Source organism: Roseovarius indicus, assembly GCF_008728195.1.
GTDB lineage: Bacteria > Pseudomonadota > Alphaproteobacteria > Rhodobacterales > Rhodobacteraceae > Roseovarius > Roseovarius indicus.
The window spans coordinates 246,559-264,691 of the sequence record NZ_CP031598.1 but is presented as its reverse complement, the minus strand read 5'-3'; the positions used below and the strand labels follow the sequence as shown (position 1 = coordinate 264,691).

The 18,133-nt window shown below is 65.0% G+C and carries 20 protein-coding genes; 2 read left to right on the top strand and 18 right to left on the bottom strand.

The features are described 5' to 3' along the window. Positions 1-12: 12 nt before the first annotated feature. From ftsH to ybgC, 10 genes are all read right to left on the bottom strand, one after another. The gene (gene ftsH / locus RIdsm_RS01285) at positions 13-1,935 is read right to left on the bottom strand and encodes an ATP-dependent zinc metalloprotease FtsH (protein WP_057816402.1); all 1,923 of its coding nucleotides are present in this window, start codon (positions 1,933-1,935) and stop codon (positions 13-15) included. A gap of 80 nt (positions 1,936-2,015) precedes the next feature. After that, the gene (tilS, locus tag RIdsm_RS01280) at positions 2,016-3,269 is read right to left on the bottom strand and encodes a tRNA lysidine(34) synthetase TilS (protein ID WP_236553227.1); all 1,254 of its coding nucleotides are present in this window, start codon (positions 3,267-3,269) and stop codon (positions 2,016-2,018) included. Further along, positions 3,266-4,132, bottom strand: a complete 867-nt coding sequence (ybgF, locus tag RIdsm_RS01275; protein WP_057816403.1) for a tol-pal system protein YbgF — start codon at positions 4,130-4,132, stop codon at positions 3,266-3,268. Before ybgF ends, tilS begins: the two co-directional genes overlap by 4 nt. A 26-nt stretch (positions 4,133-4,158) precedes the next feature. Further along, the gene (gene pal / locus RIdsm_RS01270; protein ID WP_057816404.1) at positions 4,159-4,662 is read right to left on the bottom strand and encodes a peptidoglycan-associated lipoprotein Pal; all 504 of its coding nucleotides are present in this window, start codon (positions 4,660-4,662) and stop codon (positions 4,159-4,161) included. Between the two features lie 110 nt (positions 4,663-4,772). Next, positions 4,773-6,110 carry a Tol-Pal system beta propeller repeat protein TolB gene (gene tolB, locus RIdsm_RS01265; protein ID WP_057816405.1) on the bottom strand — a complete coding sequence of 446 codons (1,338 nt, stop codon included), beginning with the start codon at positions 6,108-6,110 and terminating at the stop codon, positions 4,773-4,775. Continuing rightward, entirely contained in the window at positions 6,107-7,255 is a 1,149-nt protein-coding gene (locus RIdsm_RS01260) for an energy transducer TonB family protein (protein ID WP_057816406.1), read from the bottom strand. Before RIdsm_RS01260 ends, tolB begins: the two co-directional genes overlap by 4 nt. A gap of 10 nt (positions 7,256-7,265) precedes the next feature. Beyond that, the gene (gene tolR, locus RIdsm_RS01255) at positions 7,266-7,736 is read right to left on the bottom strand and encodes a protein TolR (protein ID WP_057816407.1); all 471 of its coding nucleotides are present in this window, start codon (positions 7,734-7,736) and stop codon (positions 7,266-7,268) included. Positions 7,737-7,739: 3 nt separating this feature from the next. After that, positions 7,740-8,435: a protein TolQ gene (tolQ, locus tag RIdsm_RS01250; protein WP_057816408.1), complete on the bottom strand. Its 696-nt coding sequence runs from the start codon at positions 8,433-8,435 to the stop codon at positions 7,740-7,742. 175 nt (positions 8,436-8,610) lie between these two features. Then, a complete protein-coding gene (locus RIdsm_RS01245) occupies positions 8,611-9,873 on the bottom strand; it encodes a SulP family inorganic anion transporter (protein ID WP_057816409.1) in 1,263 nt (420 codons plus the stop codon). Between the two features lie 73 nt (positions 9,874-9,946). Beyond that, the gene (gene ybgC / locus RIdsm_RS01240) at positions 9,947-10,333 is read right to left on the bottom strand and encodes a tol-pal system-associated acyl-CoA thioesterase (protein WP_057816410.1); all 387 of its coding nucleotides are present in this window, start codon (positions 10,331-10,333) and stop codon (positions 9,947-9,949) included. A 180-nt stretch (positions 10,334-10,513) separates the two neighbouring features. Here ybgC and RIdsm_RS01235 point away from each other — a divergent pair, with 180 nt between their 5' ends. Further along, on the top strand, positions 10,514-11,320 hold the full coding sequence (locus RIdsm_RS01235) for a mechanosensitive ion channel family protein (protein WP_057816411.1): 807 nt from the start codon (positions 10,514-10,516) through the stop codon (positions 11,318-11,320). Here RIdsm_RS01235 and thpR read toward each other — a convergent pair. The 5 genes from thpR to ruvC form a co-directional block, all read right to left on the bottom strand. Beyond that, entirely contained in the window at positions 11,317-11,877 is a 561-nt protein-coding gene (gene thpR / locus RIdsm_RS01230; RefSeq protein WP_057816412.1) for an RNA 2',3'-cyclic phosphodiesterase, read from the bottom strand. The genes RIdsm_RS01235 and thpR overlap by 4 nt on opposite strands. Before the next feature lie 12 nt (positions 11,878-11,889). Then, a complete protein-coding gene (locus RIdsm_RS01225; protein WP_057816413.1) occupies positions 11,890-12,519 on the bottom strand; it encodes a hypothetical protein in 630 nt (209 codons plus the stop codon). Positions 12,520-12,629: 110 nt separating this feature from the next. After that, positions 12,630-13,658, bottom strand: a complete 1,029-nt coding sequence (gene ruvB / locus RIdsm_RS01220) for a Holliday junction branch migration DNA helicase RuvB (RefSeq protein WP_057816414.1) — start codon at positions 13,656-13,658, stop codon at positions 12,630-12,632. A gap of 54 nt (positions 13,659-13,712) precedes the next feature. After that, positions 13,713-14,381 (bottom strand): Holliday junction branch migration protein RuvA, encoded by a 669-nt coding sequence (ruvA, locus tag RIdsm_RS01215; protein WP_057816415.1) that lies wholly within the window; start codon positions 14,379-14,381, stop codon positions 13,713-13,715. Beyond that, positions 14,378-14,869: a crossover junction endodeoxyribonuclease RuvC gene (gene ruvC, locus RIdsm_RS01210; RefSeq protein WP_057816416.1), complete on the bottom strand. Its 492-nt coding sequence runs from the start codon at positions 14,867-14,869 to the stop codon at positions 14,378-14,380. The genes ruvA and ruvC overlap by 4 nt, the downstream gene beginning before the upstream one ends. A 315-nt stretch (positions 14,870-15,184) precedes the next feature. Here ruvC and RIdsm_RS01205 point away from each other — a divergent pair, with 315 nt between their 5' ends. After that, the gene (locus tag RIdsm_RS01205) at positions 15,185-15,373 is read left to right on the top strand and encodes a DUF1127 domain-containing protein (RefSeq protein WP_057816417.1); all 189 of its coding nucleotides are present in this window, start codon (positions 15,185-15,187) and stop codon (positions 15,371-15,373) included. Between the two features lie 143 nt (positions 15,374-15,516). Here RIdsm_RS01205 and RIdsm_RS01200 read toward each other — a convergent pair whose 3' ends face one another. The 3 genes from RIdsm_RS01200 to RIdsm_RS01190 all read right to left on the bottom strand — a co-directional run bounded on the left by RIdsm_RS01200 (position 15,517) and on the right by RIdsm_RS01190 (position 18,102). Further along, on the bottom strand, positions 15,517-15,861 hold the full coding sequence (locus RIdsm_RS01200) for a hypothetical protein (RefSeq protein ID WP_057816418.1): 345 nt from the start codon (positions 15,859-15,861) through the stop codon (positions 15,517-15,519). Positions 15,862-15,971: 110 nt separating this feature from the next. Then, the gene (locus tag RIdsm_RS01195) at positions 15,972-16,847 is read right to left on the bottom strand and encodes a 50S ribosomal protein L11 methyltransferase (RefSeq protein ID WP_057816419.1); all 876 of its coding nucleotides are present in this window, start codon (positions 16,845-16,847) and stop codon (positions 15,972-15,974) included. Between the two features lie 22 nt (positions 16,848-16,869). Next, entirely contained in the window at positions 16,870-18,102 is a 1,233-nt protein-coding gene (locus tag RIdsm_RS01190) for an MFS transporter (protein WP_057816420.1), read from the bottom strand. Between the last annotated feature and the right edge of the window lie 31 nt (positions 18,103-18,133).

The window sequence follows — 18,133 nt, the reverse complement described above, 5'->3', positions numbered from 1 at the left end:
GTGTCTTCGTCGTCACGTGGAGGGTTCGGGCTCCATTCCGCCATCGCCGGACCCCGGCGATGATTTGGGCTTGGTCTTGGGAATGGCCGTGACCGATGGCTTGTCGTCCTTCTCGGGCGCGCTGCCGTCGTCATCCGACTCGGGCGGCTCGCCACGGATCACGCGTTCGATCTCTTCGCCGGTGAGGGTTTCGTACTCCAGAAGACCCTGGGCCAGACGCTCCCACTCTTCGTTCTTTTCGGTGAGGATCGCGTGGGCATGTTCGTAGGCCTCGTCGATCAGGCGCTTCACCTCTTCCTCGATCAGCTCTTTCGTGTGAGCCGAGATCGAGAAGCCGCCGGCGGCGTTGCCCATGTAGCCTTCGTGGGCCTGTTCGTAGTCGACGTTGCCGACCTTGTCGGACATGCCCCACCGCAGAACCATCGCGCGGGCGAGACCGCTGGCCTGCTGAATGTCGCCGGCCGGGCCGTTCGACACGTTGTCGGGGCCGTACTTGATGATCTCGGCGGCCTTGCCGGCCATGGTCATCGCCAGCTTCTGCTCGCATTCCGACTTGTGCCAGTTCAGGCGGTCGATTTCGGGCAGGCTAACCACCATGCCCAGCGCGCCGCCGCGCGGGATGATCGTGGCCTTGTAGACCGGGTCGCATTTCGGCAGGGCAAGGCCGACGATGGCATGGCCTGCCTCGTGATAGGCGGTCTTTTCCTTCTGGTCGTCGGTCAACACCATCGACCGGCGCTCGGCGCCCATCATCACCTTGTCCTTAGCGTTCTCGAAATCGTCCATGGTGACGAACCGCCGGCCCACGCGGGCGGCCATCAGCGCCGCCTCGTTCACGAGGTTGGCAAGGTCGGCGCCGGAGAAACCGGGCGTACCGCGGGCGATGATCCGAAGGTCCACATCGGGGCCCAGCGGAGTCTTGCGGGCATGCACGGCGAGGATTTTCTCGCGACCCTTGATATCAGGGTTCGGCACGGTGATCTGGCGGTCGAACCGGCCCGGGCGCAGCAGCGCGGGGTCGAGCACGTCTTTCCGGTTGGTGGCCGCGATGATGATCACGCCTTCATTGGCCTCGAACCCGTCCATTTCGACCAGAAGCTGGTTGAGGGTCTGTTCGCGCTCGTCATTGCCGCCGCCATAGCCGGCGCCGCGGTGGCGGCCGACGGCGTCGATCTCGTCGATGAACACGATGCAGGGGGCGTTCTTCTTGGCCTGTTCGAACATGTCGCGCACGCGGGATGCACCGACACCCACGAACATCTCGACGAAATCCGAGCCCGAGATGGTGAAGAAGGGCACGCCCGCCTCGCCCGCAATGGCGCGGGCCAGAAGCGTCTTACCGGTGCCCGGAGGGCCGACCAGCAGTGCGCCTTTCGGGATCTTGCCGCCGAGGCGCGAGAATTTCTGCGGGTTGCGGAGGAATTCGACGATCTCTTCCAGTTCTTCCTTGGCCTCGTCGATGCCAGCCACGTCGTCGAACGTGACTCTACCATGCTTCTCGGTCAGCATCTTGGCCTTGGACTTGCCGAAGCCCATGGCCCCGCCGCCGCGGCCGCCCTGCATGCGATTCATGAAGTAAATCCACACACCGATGAGCAGCGCGAAGGGCAGAAGCGAGATCAGGAAGGTCTGGAAGCCCGATTGCTCCTGCGGTTCGGCGGTGATCGGGATATCCTGCTCGATCAGCATCGGGGTCAATTCGGCGTCTTCCGGCTTGATGGTCACGTAATCCTGACCATCGGTGCCACGGAAACGCACGTTCTCGCCGTCCAGGGTAACCTGGCTGACCGTGCCGTCCTCGACTGCCGCGACGAATTCGGAATAGCGGATCTGCTTGCTCTGCAGGGTATTGCCGGAGCCGCTGAACAGATTGAACAGCGCCAGTATCAGCAGAAAGAGCACCAGCCAGAAGGCTATGTTTCTCGCGTTACCCAAGGACGTTCTCCTTACAAGAGGGGGTCGGCTTGCTCTATCACAAGCGGTACCCGTCTAAAATAGCCATCATCTCTGGCGGTTCAATGCGATATTAGTGCGGCGAAGTCGTGGTTTTCACGGCGCACGAGCTCGACCGACCAGCCATTTTCAAGCTCCGCCAGCGGCGCAGAGACCAAGGTCTGCCCCTGCCAGACCGCCGGAGACGCGCGCAGAGATGCGGCCGGCAATGCGGAATTTTGCCGGTCGGGACAGTGTTTCAGCCCGTTTTCGCCCAATGCGGCCACGATTGCGCCTTCCATGGCAGGGCCGGACAGGCGCCAGCGGCCATCCCAGACCTCGCCGGGCCGGGCCGTCAGGCCGGCGACGGCCTGAGCCTCGCGGGTGATCCGCAGCGTCTCGGCCCGGATGAGGAAGCGACAGCCGTGCAGGGTTGCGCTGTCGCCTGCGTCAATGCCGCGCATGACACGTTTCAGGGCAGGCCCGCGCGGCGGGTATTCGGCGCCGCTGATCCACAGGATTGCCTGTTGCAGAAGGCGCCGCGCGATTTCGGGGTCGAGTTCTGAAAGCTTGCTGCGATCGATCAGAACGTCGCCCGCCTCGATCCGGGCCACGTCTTGTGCCGCCAAGGCCACCTGGGCCTCGATATAGCGGCGCGCGTCCGCAAGGTTGCGCGCCACGTCGCCCAGTGTCTCGGCTTCGATTCCCAGCGGGGCGAGGGCTTGCAATACCTGCCGTGCGCGGACCCGTTCATAGGCTGGGTCGGCATTTGTCGGGTCATCGAACCAGCCAACGCCCCGTGCCCTGAGCAGGCTGCGCAACTCGTCCCGGGTAACCCCGAGGACGGGCCGCAAGAAGGTGACGCCGCCCTGCTGCCAGCGCGGCGCCATCGCCGAGAGCCCATCGAGCCCGGACGAGCGCGCCAGCCGCATCAGGAAGGTTTCCGCCTGATCGTCGGCGGTGTGGGCCACCGCGATCGAAGGCACACCGGCCTTTGTCGCCCAGGCCGCCATCATGCCGTAGCGCGCCCGGCGCGCGGCGTCGGGCAGGTTTCCCGTGCCGGACCACCCCTGCCATTCCAGCGTGGTGTGGGGGATGTGCCAGCCGTCGCAAAGCCGGGCAACGGCGCGGGCCTCTTTCGCCGCCTCGGGTCGCAGGCCGTGATCGACGGTGACCGCCCGCAGTTCGGGGCCCCCGTCCAGCCGCCATTCGTTGAGAAGGGTCAAAAGCCCCACCGAATCGCTTCCGCCCGAGACGGCAACGCCAAGGGGTTCACCAACATCGGACCCGAGCGCGCCGGCGACCTGCTGCCGCAGGCGCGCGAAATCGTCGGTCACTGGCAGGACAGGCTCTGCATCTCGGCCTGTGCGCCCTGCGCGGGCTGGCTGTCGGGGAAGCGGAAGCCGACTTCTGCCAGCGTGACGCAGGCTTCCTCGGTCTGGCCCAACCGACCCAGCGCCCGACCCAAGCGGAAGAGCGCGTCGGCGGCCTTCGGCCCCTCGGGCGCGGCGCTGAACGTGTCGAGATAGGCGCGGGCGGCCTTCGACGTCTGCCCGTCCTGCTCTAGCGCCTCGCCCCGTTTCAACCCTGCTTCGGCTTCCAGCGGGCTGCCGGGGTAATTCTGGATGAACAGCGCGAACTTGTCGGCGGCGGCAGAATAGTCGCCGTCGTTGAGCGCCTTGTTGGCCTCGTCGAAATCGGCCTGTTCGCCGACAGCCATCTGCACGCCGCTGGAGTTGCTGGACCCGCTGTCGGTGCTCGTACCATTGTCGGTCGAGGGAAGCGTCATGGAGGTGCTGCTTCCGGTCGAAGGCTGTGTGCCACCGAGGGTGCTACCCTGGCCCAACTGCGACACATCGCAGTCGGTTTCGAGCTCGCAAAGGCGAAACTCGAGGTCGCCAAGGCGGTTGGTGCCGTCTTCGACCACCCGGTCGATGCGGAACTCGAGCTCTTCCGTCTTCGACGTCAGCCGCTGAAGCTCGCTTTCGATGGAACCGACCCGGTCGATGACAGAGCCGCCGACCTGCGTGTCGCTGACGCCGCCCGTGGTGCTGAGCTCGCGCTTGAGTTTCTGCAACTCGACATAAAGCACCGACATTTCCTGACGGATGTCGGCCAGCGTTTCATCCCGGTTCTGCGCATGGCCCACGCTGGTCGTGGCCAGAACGGCAACAAAGATTCCAATCCACACCCGGCGCATTGTCGGCATACTCCCTCAGATGAACCTTAGCTCGTCGGACCGGCCGAAATCACGGTCACCGCGCGACGGTTCTTGGCATAGCAGGCTTCCTCGCTGCAGATCTCGATCGGGCGTTCCTTGCCGTAGGACACGACCTTGAGCCGGTTCGCGGCCACGCCCTTTGTGATCAGGTATTCCTGGACGGAGTTGGCGCGGCGCGCACCGAGGGCAACGTTGTATTCCCGCGTGCCCTGTTCGTCGGCATGGCCTTCGATCACGGCGTTGTAGTCGGAATTGCGCATCAGCCAATCGGCCTGCCCGTCGAGCGTTGCGGTCGCGGTCGGCGTCAGGCTCGACTGGTCCACCTCGAACAGCACCCGGTCGCCCACGGCTTCCTGGAAATAGAGCGGCGAAGAGGGGTCTTGCGCGGTGCCGGCCACGCTGCTGTTCATGGCGTTGGCGGACGCGGAATCCCCGAAACGGTCGGCGTTGCTGCAGGCAGTCAGGGCCAGCCCCGCCACCACCAGGATTGCCTTGCTCAGATAAGTCATGTCGTTGCCTCACATATCAGTTTTGTATCGGGCCAATGTTTCATCCTGGTCCTCTTAAACCTTCTACCACAGCGGCGCGGTATTGGAAACGCAGGGGTTTTGCGGGGGTGTCATTTCTGCAATGGCGACCATGCCGGGTCGGAGGCGCCGGTGGGCGTGGCCACCTGCTTGAGGTTCCGGCCGGTGATGTCGACCGAATAGAGGCTCGAACTGCCCTGGGCGCCCTGGGTTTCCCGGGTGAACATGATGACGCGGCCATTGGGCGACCATGTCGGGCCTTCGTCGAGGAAGGAGGCCGTCAGTAGCCGCTCTTCGCTGCCGTCGGTGCGCATCACGCCGATATGGAAGCGGCCCTTGGATTGCTTGGTGAACGCGATCAGGTCGCCGCGCGGCGACCAGACCGGCGTGCCGTACCGGCCCTGCCCGAAACTGATCCGCTGCGCCTCGCCGCCGTTGGACGGCATGATGTAGAGCTGCGGAGAGCCGGACCGATCGCTTTCGAAAACAATCTGGCTGCCGTCCGGGCTGAAGCTGGGGGCGGTTTCGATCGACGGCGCGCTGGTCAGCCGGGTGCTCTGCCCCGAGCCGATCTGCATCGCGTAAAGGTCGGTATTGCCGCCGCGCGTGAGAGAGTAGACCACGGTCTGCCCGTCAGGCGCAAAGCGGGGCGCGAAGCTCATCGTGCCATCCTGGCTTTCCAGGACGCGGCGGCCAACCGTTTCGACATTCAGAACGTAGATACGCGGGAAACCGGTTTCATAGCTCGTGTAGAGCACCTGATCGCCCTGCGGGGAAAAGCGGGGGGCCAGAACGAGGGACGAGTCATCGGTCAGGTAGGTGACGTTGGCGCCGTCGTAATCCATGATCGCCAGGCGCTTCTGCCGGGCGTCCTTGGGGCCGCTTTCGGCGACATAGACGACGCGGCTGTCGAAATACGGGTCTTCGCCCGTCAGGCGGCTATAGACCTGGTCGGCAACCTTGTGGGCGATGCGGCGCCAGCCCTGTTCGGTGCCGGCAAGCTGGAGACCGTCGCCGAGTTCCTGCCCGGCAAAGACATCGTAAAGACGGAAGCTGACCACGATCCGGCCCGACGCCTCGGTTCTCACTGACCCGGTGATCAGCGCCTGGGCGTTGATCGCCTTCCAGTCGGAAAACTGCACCGGGCTCGAGAAACTGGTGATCCGCGCGATATGCGCCTCTGCGGGGATTTCGCGGAAAAGGCCGGTGCCGTTCAGGTCGGAGGCGATCACCCGTGAAATCTTGTCGGCCCATTCCGACGCGGCCGCCGTATCGGCGACGAAACTGGGCACGGCATAGGGCAAGGGCTCGATCACACCCTCGGTGATCTCGATCCGGAGAGGCCCGTCATCCCCGTCCTGGTCCTGGGCGAAGGCGGGCGCGGCCAGCATGAAAACGGCCGCAAGGAGGCTGAGCATGTATCGCATCATTTGATCCTCATTTTCTCCGGATTGAATGTCATTTCAATGTCGCGCCACTGATCATACTTCTCCGGTGGCAATTTGTATCCATCCGCACCGCAGCGGATGATCGCGCGGCGCGCCGCCTCGAAGGCCTGTCTTGCGGCCGAGTCGCTGCCGCCGGAGGCGCTGAGCATCTCGATCGACGCGGTGATCGGCCGGCCGTCTTCCGACATCGAGACCGAAACGACGACCGTGGTGTTGAGCGCCTCGGAAGACAGGCTGCCGACGTTCCAGCATTGTTGCACGGCGACGCGCAGCCCTTCCTTCTCGCCAGCGGTCAGAGGCGGACCGGAAGGCGTGCTGTCGGCCTGCGTTTCGGCGCCGCCAAGCGCTTCGGCCAGAGCGTTTTCCACGGCGTTCTCGTCGACCTCGGGGCTTTGCTGTGTGGCGGTTTCGGTCTGTTCCTGCGGCTCGGGCTGCGGTTCGGCTTCCGGCTCGGCCTCGGTCTCGGCTTCCGCCTGCCGGGTCGGCCGGGTGCGGGGGCGCAGCGACCGGCTCGGCGCGGCATCCGCGGGGTCGTCGGCCTCGGTCACGATTTCGGTCGTGGCCTCCTCGCGCGCGGTTTCTTCCTGGTCTTCCTCGACCGGCTCGGCGCTTTCGTCGGGGGCCGTTTCCTGCTGATCGACATCGTCGATCTGCACGTCAGGCTCCGGGCGGGCGACGGGTTCGGGAGCCACCCGCGGGGCCTCGCGCGGCTGACTGTCGGGGGAAACCTCGGGCACCAGCGCCGCGGTATCTTCCTGCGGAGGCTGCATGACGGGCGGTTCGTCGCTGACCTCGGCCTGGGCGGGCGGGTCGGGCTCCGTCACTTCGGGGGGCGTGTCGGGCTCGGAGGTTTCCGCCACTTCGGGCTGTGCCGTTTCGGGCACGGCGTCGGCCTCGGAGGTCATTCCAGGCGCCTCGCCCGCTTCGGGCGGCTCGGGCGTATCGACATTGGCGACCGCTTCGGGCGATTGCTCCGGCGCCATGAGCGCGGCGTAATCCTCGGCCGAGATCGCGGTCACCTCGGTCGCTTCATGGGGCGGCGGCACGTCACGAAACGCCCCTCCGAACAGAGCCCAGAAGATCAGGCCAGCGTGTCCGGCCCCGGATATGATCTGACCGGTATTCATGCCGCACGCGTCAGCCGTCCTCGTCGAGCGTGGGCCCGCCGGTGTCGGTGACCAGGCCGATGTTGGAGAATCCGCCGCGGTTGAGCGCACCCATCACCTGCATCACGATCGAATAGGGCACGTTGCCATCGGCACGCAGGAAAATCCGCGTGCTCTCGCGCTCGGCGGCCACGGCCCGCAGGCGGGTGACAAGCTGTTCGGTGGCGATCTCGGTGGTTTGCAGCATCACGGTGCCTTCCGGCGTGATCGTCACCGTCAGCGGCTCTTCCTGCTCGGTCGGCAGGGCGCTGGCGGCGGTCTTGGGCAGTTCCACCGGCACGCCGACGGTCATCAGCGGCGCCGCGACCATGAAGATGATCAGCAGCACCAGCATCACATCGACGAAGGGCGTGACGTTGATCTCGGCCATCGGGCGCGAGCGCCCGCGCCCGCGCCGCCTGCGGCCGCGGTCTCCGGTTTTCTGAACGACACCTGCGCCCATGGGTCAGCTGTCCAGCTGGCGGCTGAGGATGGTCGAGAACTCGTCGGCAAAGGCCTCGTAGCCCGCCACGATCCGGTCACTGTCGCCGCTGAGCTTGTTGTAGAAGATGACGGCGGGGATGGCCGCCAGAAGGCCCAGGCCGGTGGCCAGAAGGGCCTCGGCGATGCCCGGCGCCACCACGGCGATGTTGGTGTTCTGCTGTTCGGCAATCCCGATGAAGGCATGCATGATGCCCCAGACGGTGCCGAAGAGCCCGATGAACGGCGCCGTCGAGCCGACCGTCGCCAGCACCGACAGCCCGCTTTGCAGCGAATCCGCTTCCTTGGCGATGGCCACGTCCATGTTCCGGTCGATCCGCGCCGTCGCGCCGGCGATCAGCCCGCCATCGTTCCGGTGTGACCGCCGCCATTCCATCATGCCGGCGGCGAATACCCTTTCAGACTGGCCGTTCGGATCGGGCCCGATCTCGTCGAACAGCTCGTCAAGCGGGTCGCCCGACCAGAACCGGTCGTCGAACCGCGCCGCCTCGGCGCGGGCACGGCGATAGGTGATAAGTTTCTGGATGATGATCGACCACGCCCAGAACGAGGCGACGATCAGGAAAATCATCACAAGTTTGACTACGATTGTGGCACGCGCGAACAGCGCCCACAGGGAGAAATCCATCTCCTGTGCCAATGCCAGGGTTTCTGCTTCCATCTGCCTGCTCTTTTCGACGTCGTTTCGTCCCGAAGGGCCTTGTTCACCGGCCTCATTGACGGCGAACCTAGCGGAATTCCACAGGGAAAGCCATCACTTCCGCGTCAGGGCAAGCGGGACGCGGGGCAAAGGCGGATAATTGCCGTCGTACAAGGGGAATCGAGCGATTCGGCGGTCATCTTTCCGGTGGCGTCCAGTCGGATGGCGGCACGTTGCGTCGTCTCAGACGCAGCGCCAACCCGACGGCCACACCGACACCAATGGCAACCGCGAGATCGGTGACAACCGTCAGCACGAGGGTCAGAAGCAGAAGGACCTGGTCTGACCTGCGATCCTTCAGGTATCCGCGCCACCGATGCGGCTCGCTCATGTTCCACGCGGTCAGGATGAGCAGCCCCGCCAGCGCCGGCATCGCGAGATAGCCGGCCAGCGGCGCCGCCACCAGCATCACGATCAGGATCGTGGCGGCGTGCACCAGCCCGGCGACCGGCGTGCGGCCCCCGGCGCGCACGTTGGTGGCGGTTCGGGCGATGGCCCCGGTCGCGGGAAGACCGCCGAACAGCGCGGAACCAAGGTTGGCGGCGCCCTGGGCGATAAGCTCGGCATTGGGGCGGTGGCGGCCCGCGACCATCCGGTCGGCCACCATCGCGGAAAGGAGGGACTCCACGCCAGCGAGAAAGGCGATCAGGAACGCATCCGGCAGAAGCTCTCTCATCCGCGCGAGGTTCACCTCGGGCATGGCAGGCATGGGCAGGCTGCGCGGCAGGTCGCCGAAGCGCGAGTGGATCGTGTCCACCGGCAAACCCGCCAGCTCCACCACGGCCGAGGTTGCGGCGACGGCAACGATCAGCCCGGGCAAGCGGGGCGCCAGCCGGCGCAGCCAGACGATCAGCACCATCGTGACCAGCCCGATCAGCAATGCCGACGGGTTCAGAGTATGCCCCGCCGACCAGAGCGCCCCGAGCTTGGCGAAGAACTCGGCCGGCACCTCGGCAAGCGTCAGGCCGAACAGGCTTTGCAACTGACTGGTGGCGATGATGATCGCGATGCCGATGGTGAACCCGTTGATCACCGGCTCGGGCACCAGTTGGATCAGCCGGCCCGCCCGCAGCGCCCCGGCGACCAGCAGGATCGCCCCCGCCATGAAGGTGGCCAGAACCAGCCCGTCATACCCCTGCTCGGCAATGATGCCGAAGACGACGACGATGAACGCCCCGGTCGGCCCCCCGATCTGGACCCGGCTTCCCCCGAGCAGCGAAATGAGGAAGCCCGCGACGATGGCGGTGACAAGCCCCTTTGCAGGGCTTGCACCGGACGCGATGGCAATCGCAAGGCTGAGCGGGAGGGCCACCATTGCAACGGTGACCCCGGCGGCAATGTCACCGAGAAAGGTCTGGCGATCGTAGTCTTTCAGGGTGGTGAGAATTTTCGGTTTCATGATGCGGTAGCAGGTCTGCAAGACAGGGCCGGCGCAAAAGCCGGGCGGGAACGACAGACACGACCGCCAAGGTTCAGTTCACGATCTTCCGAATCCCGGCAGGCAGGCGCACGGGACGCCCGTCCATCGTGATGCAGGCCACGGTGACCTGTGCCGTGAACAGGATCTCCTCGCCGCGCACGACCTTCTGGTCCATCACCAGCCGGGCACCGCTGATCGAGGCGGTCGTCGTGCGCACTTCAAGCTCGTCTCCGTAGCGGGCGGGCAGCATGTAATCCGCCTCGACCCGGCGCACGGCAAAGACGATGCCATCGTCGCGCATGGCGTTCTGATCCAGACCCAGCCCGGCCACCCACTCGCTGCGGGCCCGTTCGATGAATTTCAGGAAGTTGGCATGGTAGACGATCCCGCCCATGTCGGTGTCTTCGTAGTAAACGCGAATGGCAAAGCGGTGTGTCATGGCGCGGACGTTAGCCTTCAATCCGAGCGGCCGAAACCGGATTTTCCGGTCCAAGGTACAGAAATTCCACCCGGCAGGACCGGCGAGACTTTATTTTCCCGCCCCCCTCTGGCAACGCTTCGTCAAGATCAATTGCAATTATCGTACCAGCCCGGCGGGGCATTTCATCAGGAGGGACAGATGGAAGGAATTATGGAAACGGCAAACGGCTACGGCCCGCTGGTCGTCAACGCGGTCAAGGCGATCATCGTCCTTGTCCTCGGCTGGATCATCGCCGGCGCCGTCAGCGGGCTGATCCGCCGCCGGGTCAATGCCAGCCCGAAGATCGACAACACCATCGGCAATTTCGTGGCCAGCATCGTGAAATGGCTGATCCTGCTGATGGTGCTGACGGCCATCCTGGGCCTCTTCGGGATCGAGGCAACCAGCCTTGTCGCCGTGCTTGGCGCCGCCACGCTGGCCATCGGCCTTGCGCTTCAGGGGACGCTGGGCGACCTCGCGGCCGGGTTCATGATCATCCTCTTTCGGCCCTACAAGAACGGCCAGTATGTCGACATCGGCGGCACAGCCGGCACGGTTGTCGACATCAACCTCTTCGTCACCGAGCTGGTCACCGCCGACAACGTCCAGATCATCGTGCCCAACGGCCAGGCCTGGGGCGCGATCATCACCAACTACTCGCATCACGACACGCGCCGCTGTGACTTCACCTTCGGTATAGATTATTCCGACAATGCCGATGCGGCGATGAAGATCATCCTCGACCTCGCCAGGGCCGACACCCGCGTCTTCGAAGACCCCGAGCCCTGGGTGCGTGTCACGAACCTCGGCGACAGCAGCGTCGATCTGGGCGTGCGCCTGTGGTGCAACGCGGCCGATTACTGGAACCTCAAGTTCGACATGACCAAGGCGGTCAAGGAAGCCTTCGACAAGGGGGGTATCTCTATCCCCTATCCGCATTCGGTGGAAATTCAGAAAGAGGGCTAAGCCCCGTCCTGGCGCTGGCCGAGCGGGTACTCGGCCAGCGGCTCGTAGATCATACCATCAGGCCCGGCGATCGACCGGTAGAGGGTGAAATGCCCGACCGGAAGAACCCCGGCCTCGACATCACCCCAACCTTCCAGAACACCGGCGATGCGCTGCGTCTCGAGCATGGTCAACCGCTTGCGGAACCGCGCCAGGGTGACATGCGGGCGGAAGCGTTCGCGGGGCAGGTCGATGCCCGCGTTCCGCACCACCTGCCGCACCTTCTTGCGCAGGTGGCTGAGGGGCTCCGAACTGTCGACGGCGGCATAGAGCAGGCTGGGTTTGCGACCGCCGAATATATCCACTCCGGCGATACGCATGTCGAACTCCGGGGCCTCGAGCTCCGAAAGGCGATCGTGCAGGTGCTCCAGCACATCCTCCGTCTGGTTGCCGAGGAAGGCCAGCGTCACGTGCCAGTTCTCGGGCGGGACCGGGCGGCCGACCTCCAGCGCGTGCTGCACGTCGAGAAGCGGGTCGGCCTGCTCTTCGGGCACGGGAATGGCGATGAAGCTTCTCATCGCAAGGGCCCTCTACTGCTCGCGGCCGACCCTTGCGGCCAGCCGCAATGCGTGGCTCGGATCCTGCGCCACTGCCGGCATCACCGGGTCATACCCGGCCCGGATCACCCCGGCGATATCGGGCCGCAGGATCACCCGGTCGCCTTCCGGCACACGCGCCAGCGGCGAGGCATCGGTGAACGCCCTGTCGGACCATAAGAGAACGGTTTGCACCACCTGCCCCAGCGCCAGCGTCTCGGCAGGAACCTGGCTCAGCTCCGCATCCATCCGCAGGAAGACGAACGCCGCCTTGATCGCGTTCTGTTCGTCGAACCGGAACACCCGGTACTGGTTGGCATCGGCCTCCTTCAGCTTGGCCACCAGCGGGCCCAGCCCCTCGATCAGGCGGTCTAGGTCGGGCACCTCGAGCAGCTCATCCCAGTCGCGGAAGAAGAAGAACATGCAGTTCACGCCCAGTTCCGGGTCGGTCTCGGCCATCTGGTGCCCGGCCAGCCCGACCACCGCCTCGATCGCGCCTTTCACGGTGCCGAGCGTCTTGTCATCGACCCCGAAGACCACCGGCACGATCGGCCGGCCCCAGCGGGCGAACAGGTAGCTGCCATCGGCGCGGGTGAACAGCGCCTCGATCTCTTGCGGGGTCATCGTCTCTGCCATGGCCCCGACTTACGCAGCCGCGCCCGCCGGCGCAATCCCGCCCGGCTTCTTCTGGCTCCAAATATCCTCGCCGAAGGCATCGCCCGGCACGGGCGATCTTACTTGCCGAACAGGTCGCTCTGCCCTTTCGGCCGGGGCGCTTTCAACCCCAGGTGCCGCCAGCCCCGCTGCGCCAGCATCCGCCCGCGCGGCGTGCGCTGGATCAGGCCCTGCTGCAGGAGAAAGGGCTCGATCACCTCCTCCAGCGCGTCGCGGCTTTCCGAGAGTGCCGCGCTCATGGTCTCGATGCCCACCGGCCCCCCCTGGTAGGCCTCAGCGATCAGCGCGAGGTATCGCCGGTCGGCCCCGTCGAGGCCGAGGTGGTCGACCCCCAGCCGGGTGAGCGCCCCGTCGGCCAGCGCCTTGGTGATGTGCCCATCACCCTCGACCACGGCGAAATCCACCACCCGGCGCAGAAGGCGCCCGGCGATCCGCGGCGTGCCGCGCGAGCGGCGGGCGATCTCGCGCGCGCCATCCTTGTCGGCGGGGACGCCCAGCAACTGCGCATTGCGGGTGACGATCTCGTGCAACTCGTCCTCGGTGTAGAATTGCAGCCGCGTCGGAATGCCGAACCGGTCGCGGAGCGGCGTGGTCAGCAGGCCCAGCCGCGTGGTGGCGCCGACCAGTGTGAAGGGCTGCAGCTCGATCCGCACGGTGCGGGCCGCCGGCCCCTCGCCGATCACGAGATCGAGTTCGAAATCCTCCATCGCGGGGTAAAGTACCTCCTCCACCGCCGGGTTGAGACGGTGGATCTCGTCGATGAAGAGCACGTCATTGGCTTCGAGATTGGTCAGGATCGCCGCCAGGTCGCCCGCCTTGGCCAGCACCGGGCCCGAGGTCATTCGGAATCCCACGCCAAGCTCCTTGGCGATGATCTGGGCCAGCGTCGTTTTTCCAAGTCCGGGGGGTCCGTGAAACAGCGTGTGGTCCATCGCCTCGCCGCGCTGGCGGGCAGACTGGATGAAGACGCGCAGATTGGCCTTGGCCTCTTGCTGGCCGATGAAGTCCTGCAAAGCCTGCGGGCGTAGGCTGCGCTCGGCATCCTCGGGCAGCGGGTCGGGGCGCAGGGTCGGGTCGGGGCCGGTCATGGCCGCGCCTTGTCGCGAAACGGGCTGTAAAGTCCGGTGAGCGGTGCCATGTCCCTACCCTTTCGGCGCCAGCAGACGGAGCGACAGGCGGATCAGTTCCGCCGTCTCGGCCTCGGGCGCATCGCCCGCCGCCTGCGCCACGGCGCCGGCGGCTTCGCCCGGGGCATAGCCCAGGTTGGTGAGCGCCGACAAGGCTTCGGCCTGGGCACCGGGGCCGGAGGGGGCGGCCGGGGCCGGCGTGGCGGGACCCGGTGTCTCGATCACGTCGTCAGTGTCCTGGACCGGTGCGGCCTGGGACGAAACCGCCCCCATCGCCATCACCTCCGGCGCCTTGTCCTTCAATTCGTTCACCACGCGCTGCGCCGTCTTGGGCCCGATGCCCTTGGCGGCCTTCACCGCGTTCCAGTCGCCCAGCGCGATTGCCCGGCCGACACCGTCCGGCCCCAGCGTGCCGAGAATGGAGAGCGAGGCTTTCGCGCCCACGCCCTGCACGCTCATCAGCAGGCGATGCCATTCCTTCTCGGCCAGCGTGGTGAAGCCGTACAGCTGCAGCAGGTCCTCGCGGACCAGCAGGTCGGTATAAAGCGCCACGTGCTCGCCCGTGCCCGGCAGGGCGCGCAGTGTCTGCTCGGAGCAATAGACGAGGTAGCCCACACCGCGCACGTCGATCAGCACGTGATCGGCGGCGCGATAGTCGATCCGGCCGGCAAGGCGCCCGATCATGAGCCGACCCTCCGCATGGCAGGAAGCTTCACGTGATGGGCATGACAGATGGCAATGGCCAGCGCATCGGCGGCGTCGGGCCCGGCAATGTCTGCGCCGGGCAGTTGCACCTTCACCATGTGCGCGATCTGGACCTTGTCGGCATGGCCCACGCCGACCACTGTCTTCTTGACCGTGTTGGGCGCATATTCCCCGATCGTCAGCCCGAATTGCGCCGGCACCAGCATGGCAATGCCCCGCGCCTGGCCCAGCTTCAGCGTGCCGGCCCCGTCCTTGTTGACGAAAGTCTGTTCGACCGCCGCGGTTTCGGGGGAAAATCTGTTCAGGATTTCAGTCAGTTGCCGATACAGGGACAGGAGCCTCTCGGCCAGATCCGCGCCTTGCGACTTGCAAACGCCGTTGGCGATATGTGTCAGACGGCTGCCGTCTGCCTCGATCACGCCCCAGCCGAGGTTTCGCAACCCGGGGTCGATGCCCACTACCCGCATATGTCCCTGCCCGTTCGTGTCGTTTTGCAATCCTTAGCACGAAACGGGAACATACGCCAAGCGGATTGCGATTTTGCGCGGGCAAATGGCGATTTCAGACCATGGGGCGTCGATTCCGTGCTGCAACGCAGCAAATTTGAAGCAGCTGTCACGAAAACGTCTTATTAACAGGTGTTTATCCACCACGTGAGCCTTGCAAAAACTGCATATGGACTATGCAGCAACCTAGCTTGCCCGCGCATGATCGCCCAATTATCTGGCGGTTTAGAAACATCATCACAATCCGCTATCCGCGCGTACAGAAGGAATATCGAAATGGCTGTCCTCGACACCACCCGCACCGCATCCCACGCTGGCCTCTTCGGTGGCCTGTTCAAACTGGTTGGCACCGTTGCCGCATGGAACGACGCCCGCATGACCCGCAAAGCCCTGTCGCAACTGAGCGACCGTGAGCTCGACGATATCGGCCTCGTTCGTGGCGATATCGACCGCATCACGTTCTGAGTTTCAGCAGCTTCCCCTTTTCGGGGGCCGCCACTCACGTAAAAGCCCTGTGCCGGGACCAACGGCACAGGGCTTTTTTCGTCGTGAGAGAGGTCTTGGATAGGGATGCCCCGAACCGGGCGGCGGTCGTGCTGAACCGAAACTTATCGCACGATCGGAAGAAGCTGGCCGGCCACGGCCTGCGACACCACGTCAGGGCGCATGATGAAGGCCCCCGCCTGTTCCAGCAGGGAGCCGTATTCAAGCTTCTGGATGGCGGCGGAATAGACGTCGAGGCCAAGATACGCGATCACGAAGCCCTTGAACGCCAGGAAAACGGCGACCAGAAGCGTAAACCCTTTCAGGTTGATCGCGGCTTCGGGGCGGTGGTTGGTGAGGACGATGACGCCATCTTCGGCTCGGTCCGACTGGCGGACCCGGTCGATATAAGACCGAAGGTTTTTCGCGCCTTGTTGCAGACCGCGCGATGTCTCGAACCATTTACTCATGACAGCACCGTAACTTCAAATGTGACCCCACCACATTAAGGCAAAAGCTAGGCATTAAATGTGGCGAAACTTGGGCATCCGCCTTGAAATAACCGTTTTTTAACTGCTTTTCAGACAGGTTTGCGCAAAACTGTCGTGGTCCACTCACCAATCTCCGAGCGCTCGACCAGACTGTTTCCCGCGGCCGAGTAGACCTCGATCACCTCGTCGGCCTGTTCGTTGAGAATCCCCGAGAGAATCACGCGGCCGCCGGGGGCCAGCGCATCGGTGATCGCCGGCGCGAGGGCGATGAGCGGGCCCTTCAGGATGTTGGCGAAGATGAGGTCGAAAGGCGCTTTTCCGGCGATATCGGGATTGTCGAGCCCCTCGGCCTCGATACAGGCGACCCGGCCCGCCAGCCCGTTCGCCGCAAGGTTGGCCTCTGCCACCTCGACCGCCACCTCGTCGATGTCGCTTGCAAGGATCGTTGCATCGGGCCAGACATGCGCCGCCCCCATGGCCAAAACCGCGGTGCCGCAGCCAAGGTCGAGCACGCGCGTCGCCGTCATGCCTTCGGCGGCCAGCTTGTCGAGTGCCCTGAGACAGCCCTGCGTGGTGCCGTGATGGCCGGTGCCAAAGGCCATCGACGCCTCGATCAGAAGCGGGACGCTGTTGCTCGGTACCTTGTCGGCATCGTGGCTGCCATAGACGAAGAAGCGGCCGGCCTCGACGGGCACGAGTTCGCGCCGCACCTTGGCGACCCAGTCGACGTCGGGCAGTTCCGACACGACGAAGGGCTTCGCGTCATGTATCGCCGCCAGCAACGCGAGCCCGGCCTCGTCGGGCGCGCCATCGAAATAGGCCCCCACTTCCCACAGGCCGGAGCCGTCCTCGATTTCGAACGTACCGATTCCCGTGGGCTCGGGCGTCAGGCGCTCAAGGTCTTCACCCAGCGCTTCGGCGGCGTGTTTTCCGGATAGGGTCGTCAGGGCCGTGTAGGTTGGCATGGGGCCTCGTATTGGTCTGGCGTCATTCGGCCGGCGCGGGCGCCACAGCCGACAGGATCGTCTCGTGCCCCGGTTCGGGATGGCGCGGGATCAGCAGGGCCAGAAGCAGCGAGGCCCCCGCCATACAGGCCGCCAGCAGGAACACCGCCCCGGGCGAGACGAGCCACAGATAGCCCAGCAAGGCCGGCAGGAAAACCGCCGCAATGTGGTTGATGGTAAATGCCACGGCCGCGGTGGGCGCGATGTCGCCCGGATCGGCGATTTTCTGGAAGTAGGTCTTCAGCGCCAGAGCCAGCGCGAAGAGCATGTGGTCGATCACGTAGAGCACGGCGGCAAGCAGGACGCCCCAGCCGAAGTAATAGATACCGCCATAGGCAAGGAAGACGATGACCAGCCCGGCATACTCGAAGATCAGCGTCGCGCGCTCGCCATACTGGAAGACGGCCCGGCCCATCAGCGGGGCAAAGATCATGTTGGCGACGAGGTTGATCAGGAAAAGCGCCGTCACCTCGTGCACCTGAAAGCCGAATTTCTCGACCATCATGAAGCCCGCGAAGACGACGAAGATCTGCCGCCGGGCACCGGCCACGAACTGGAGAAGGTAATAAAGCCAATAGCGCCGGCGCAGGATCATCTTCTTGACCTGCGGGTTGGGCGCCTCGAACTGCGGGTAGGCGAACATGCAGAAGATCGCGACCGCCGCCGTGAATCCGCCCGCCAGCAGGTAGACGATGTTGTAGGTCAGGCCCAGCGTCTCCCACGTGAGGACGATCAGGCCATAGGCCACGAGCGTTGCCGCCGACCCTGCCGCCAGAAGCCAGCCCAGCATCTTTGGGGCGCGCAGCTTGTCGAGCCACTGAAGTTGCAGCGACTGGTTGACCGTCTCGTAATAGTGAAAGCCGATCGAGCTGAGCATGGTGATCGTCAGGATACCGCCGAGGCTGGGAAACCACGCGGTGACCGCGGTCGCCACGCCCAGCAGCAGGAGCGACACTAGCCCCAGCACCTGTTCGCGCATGAAGATGATGATGGCGATCACGCCGATGGCGAAGAAGCCGGGGATTTCGCGCACCGTGTGCAGCCAGCCGATATCCTTGCCGTCGAACTCCGCCACCTCAATGACGAAGTTGTTGAGCAGGGCCGACCATGTCGCAAAGGCCACCGGCATGGCGGCGGCCATCAGGAAAAGAAGCGTGACCGGGCGCCGCCAGACGGGCAGGTGTTTCGCTTCGGCAAGGGGGACGGTGCGTGTCATTTCTGATCCTTTACGCCGATCCATCCGCCTT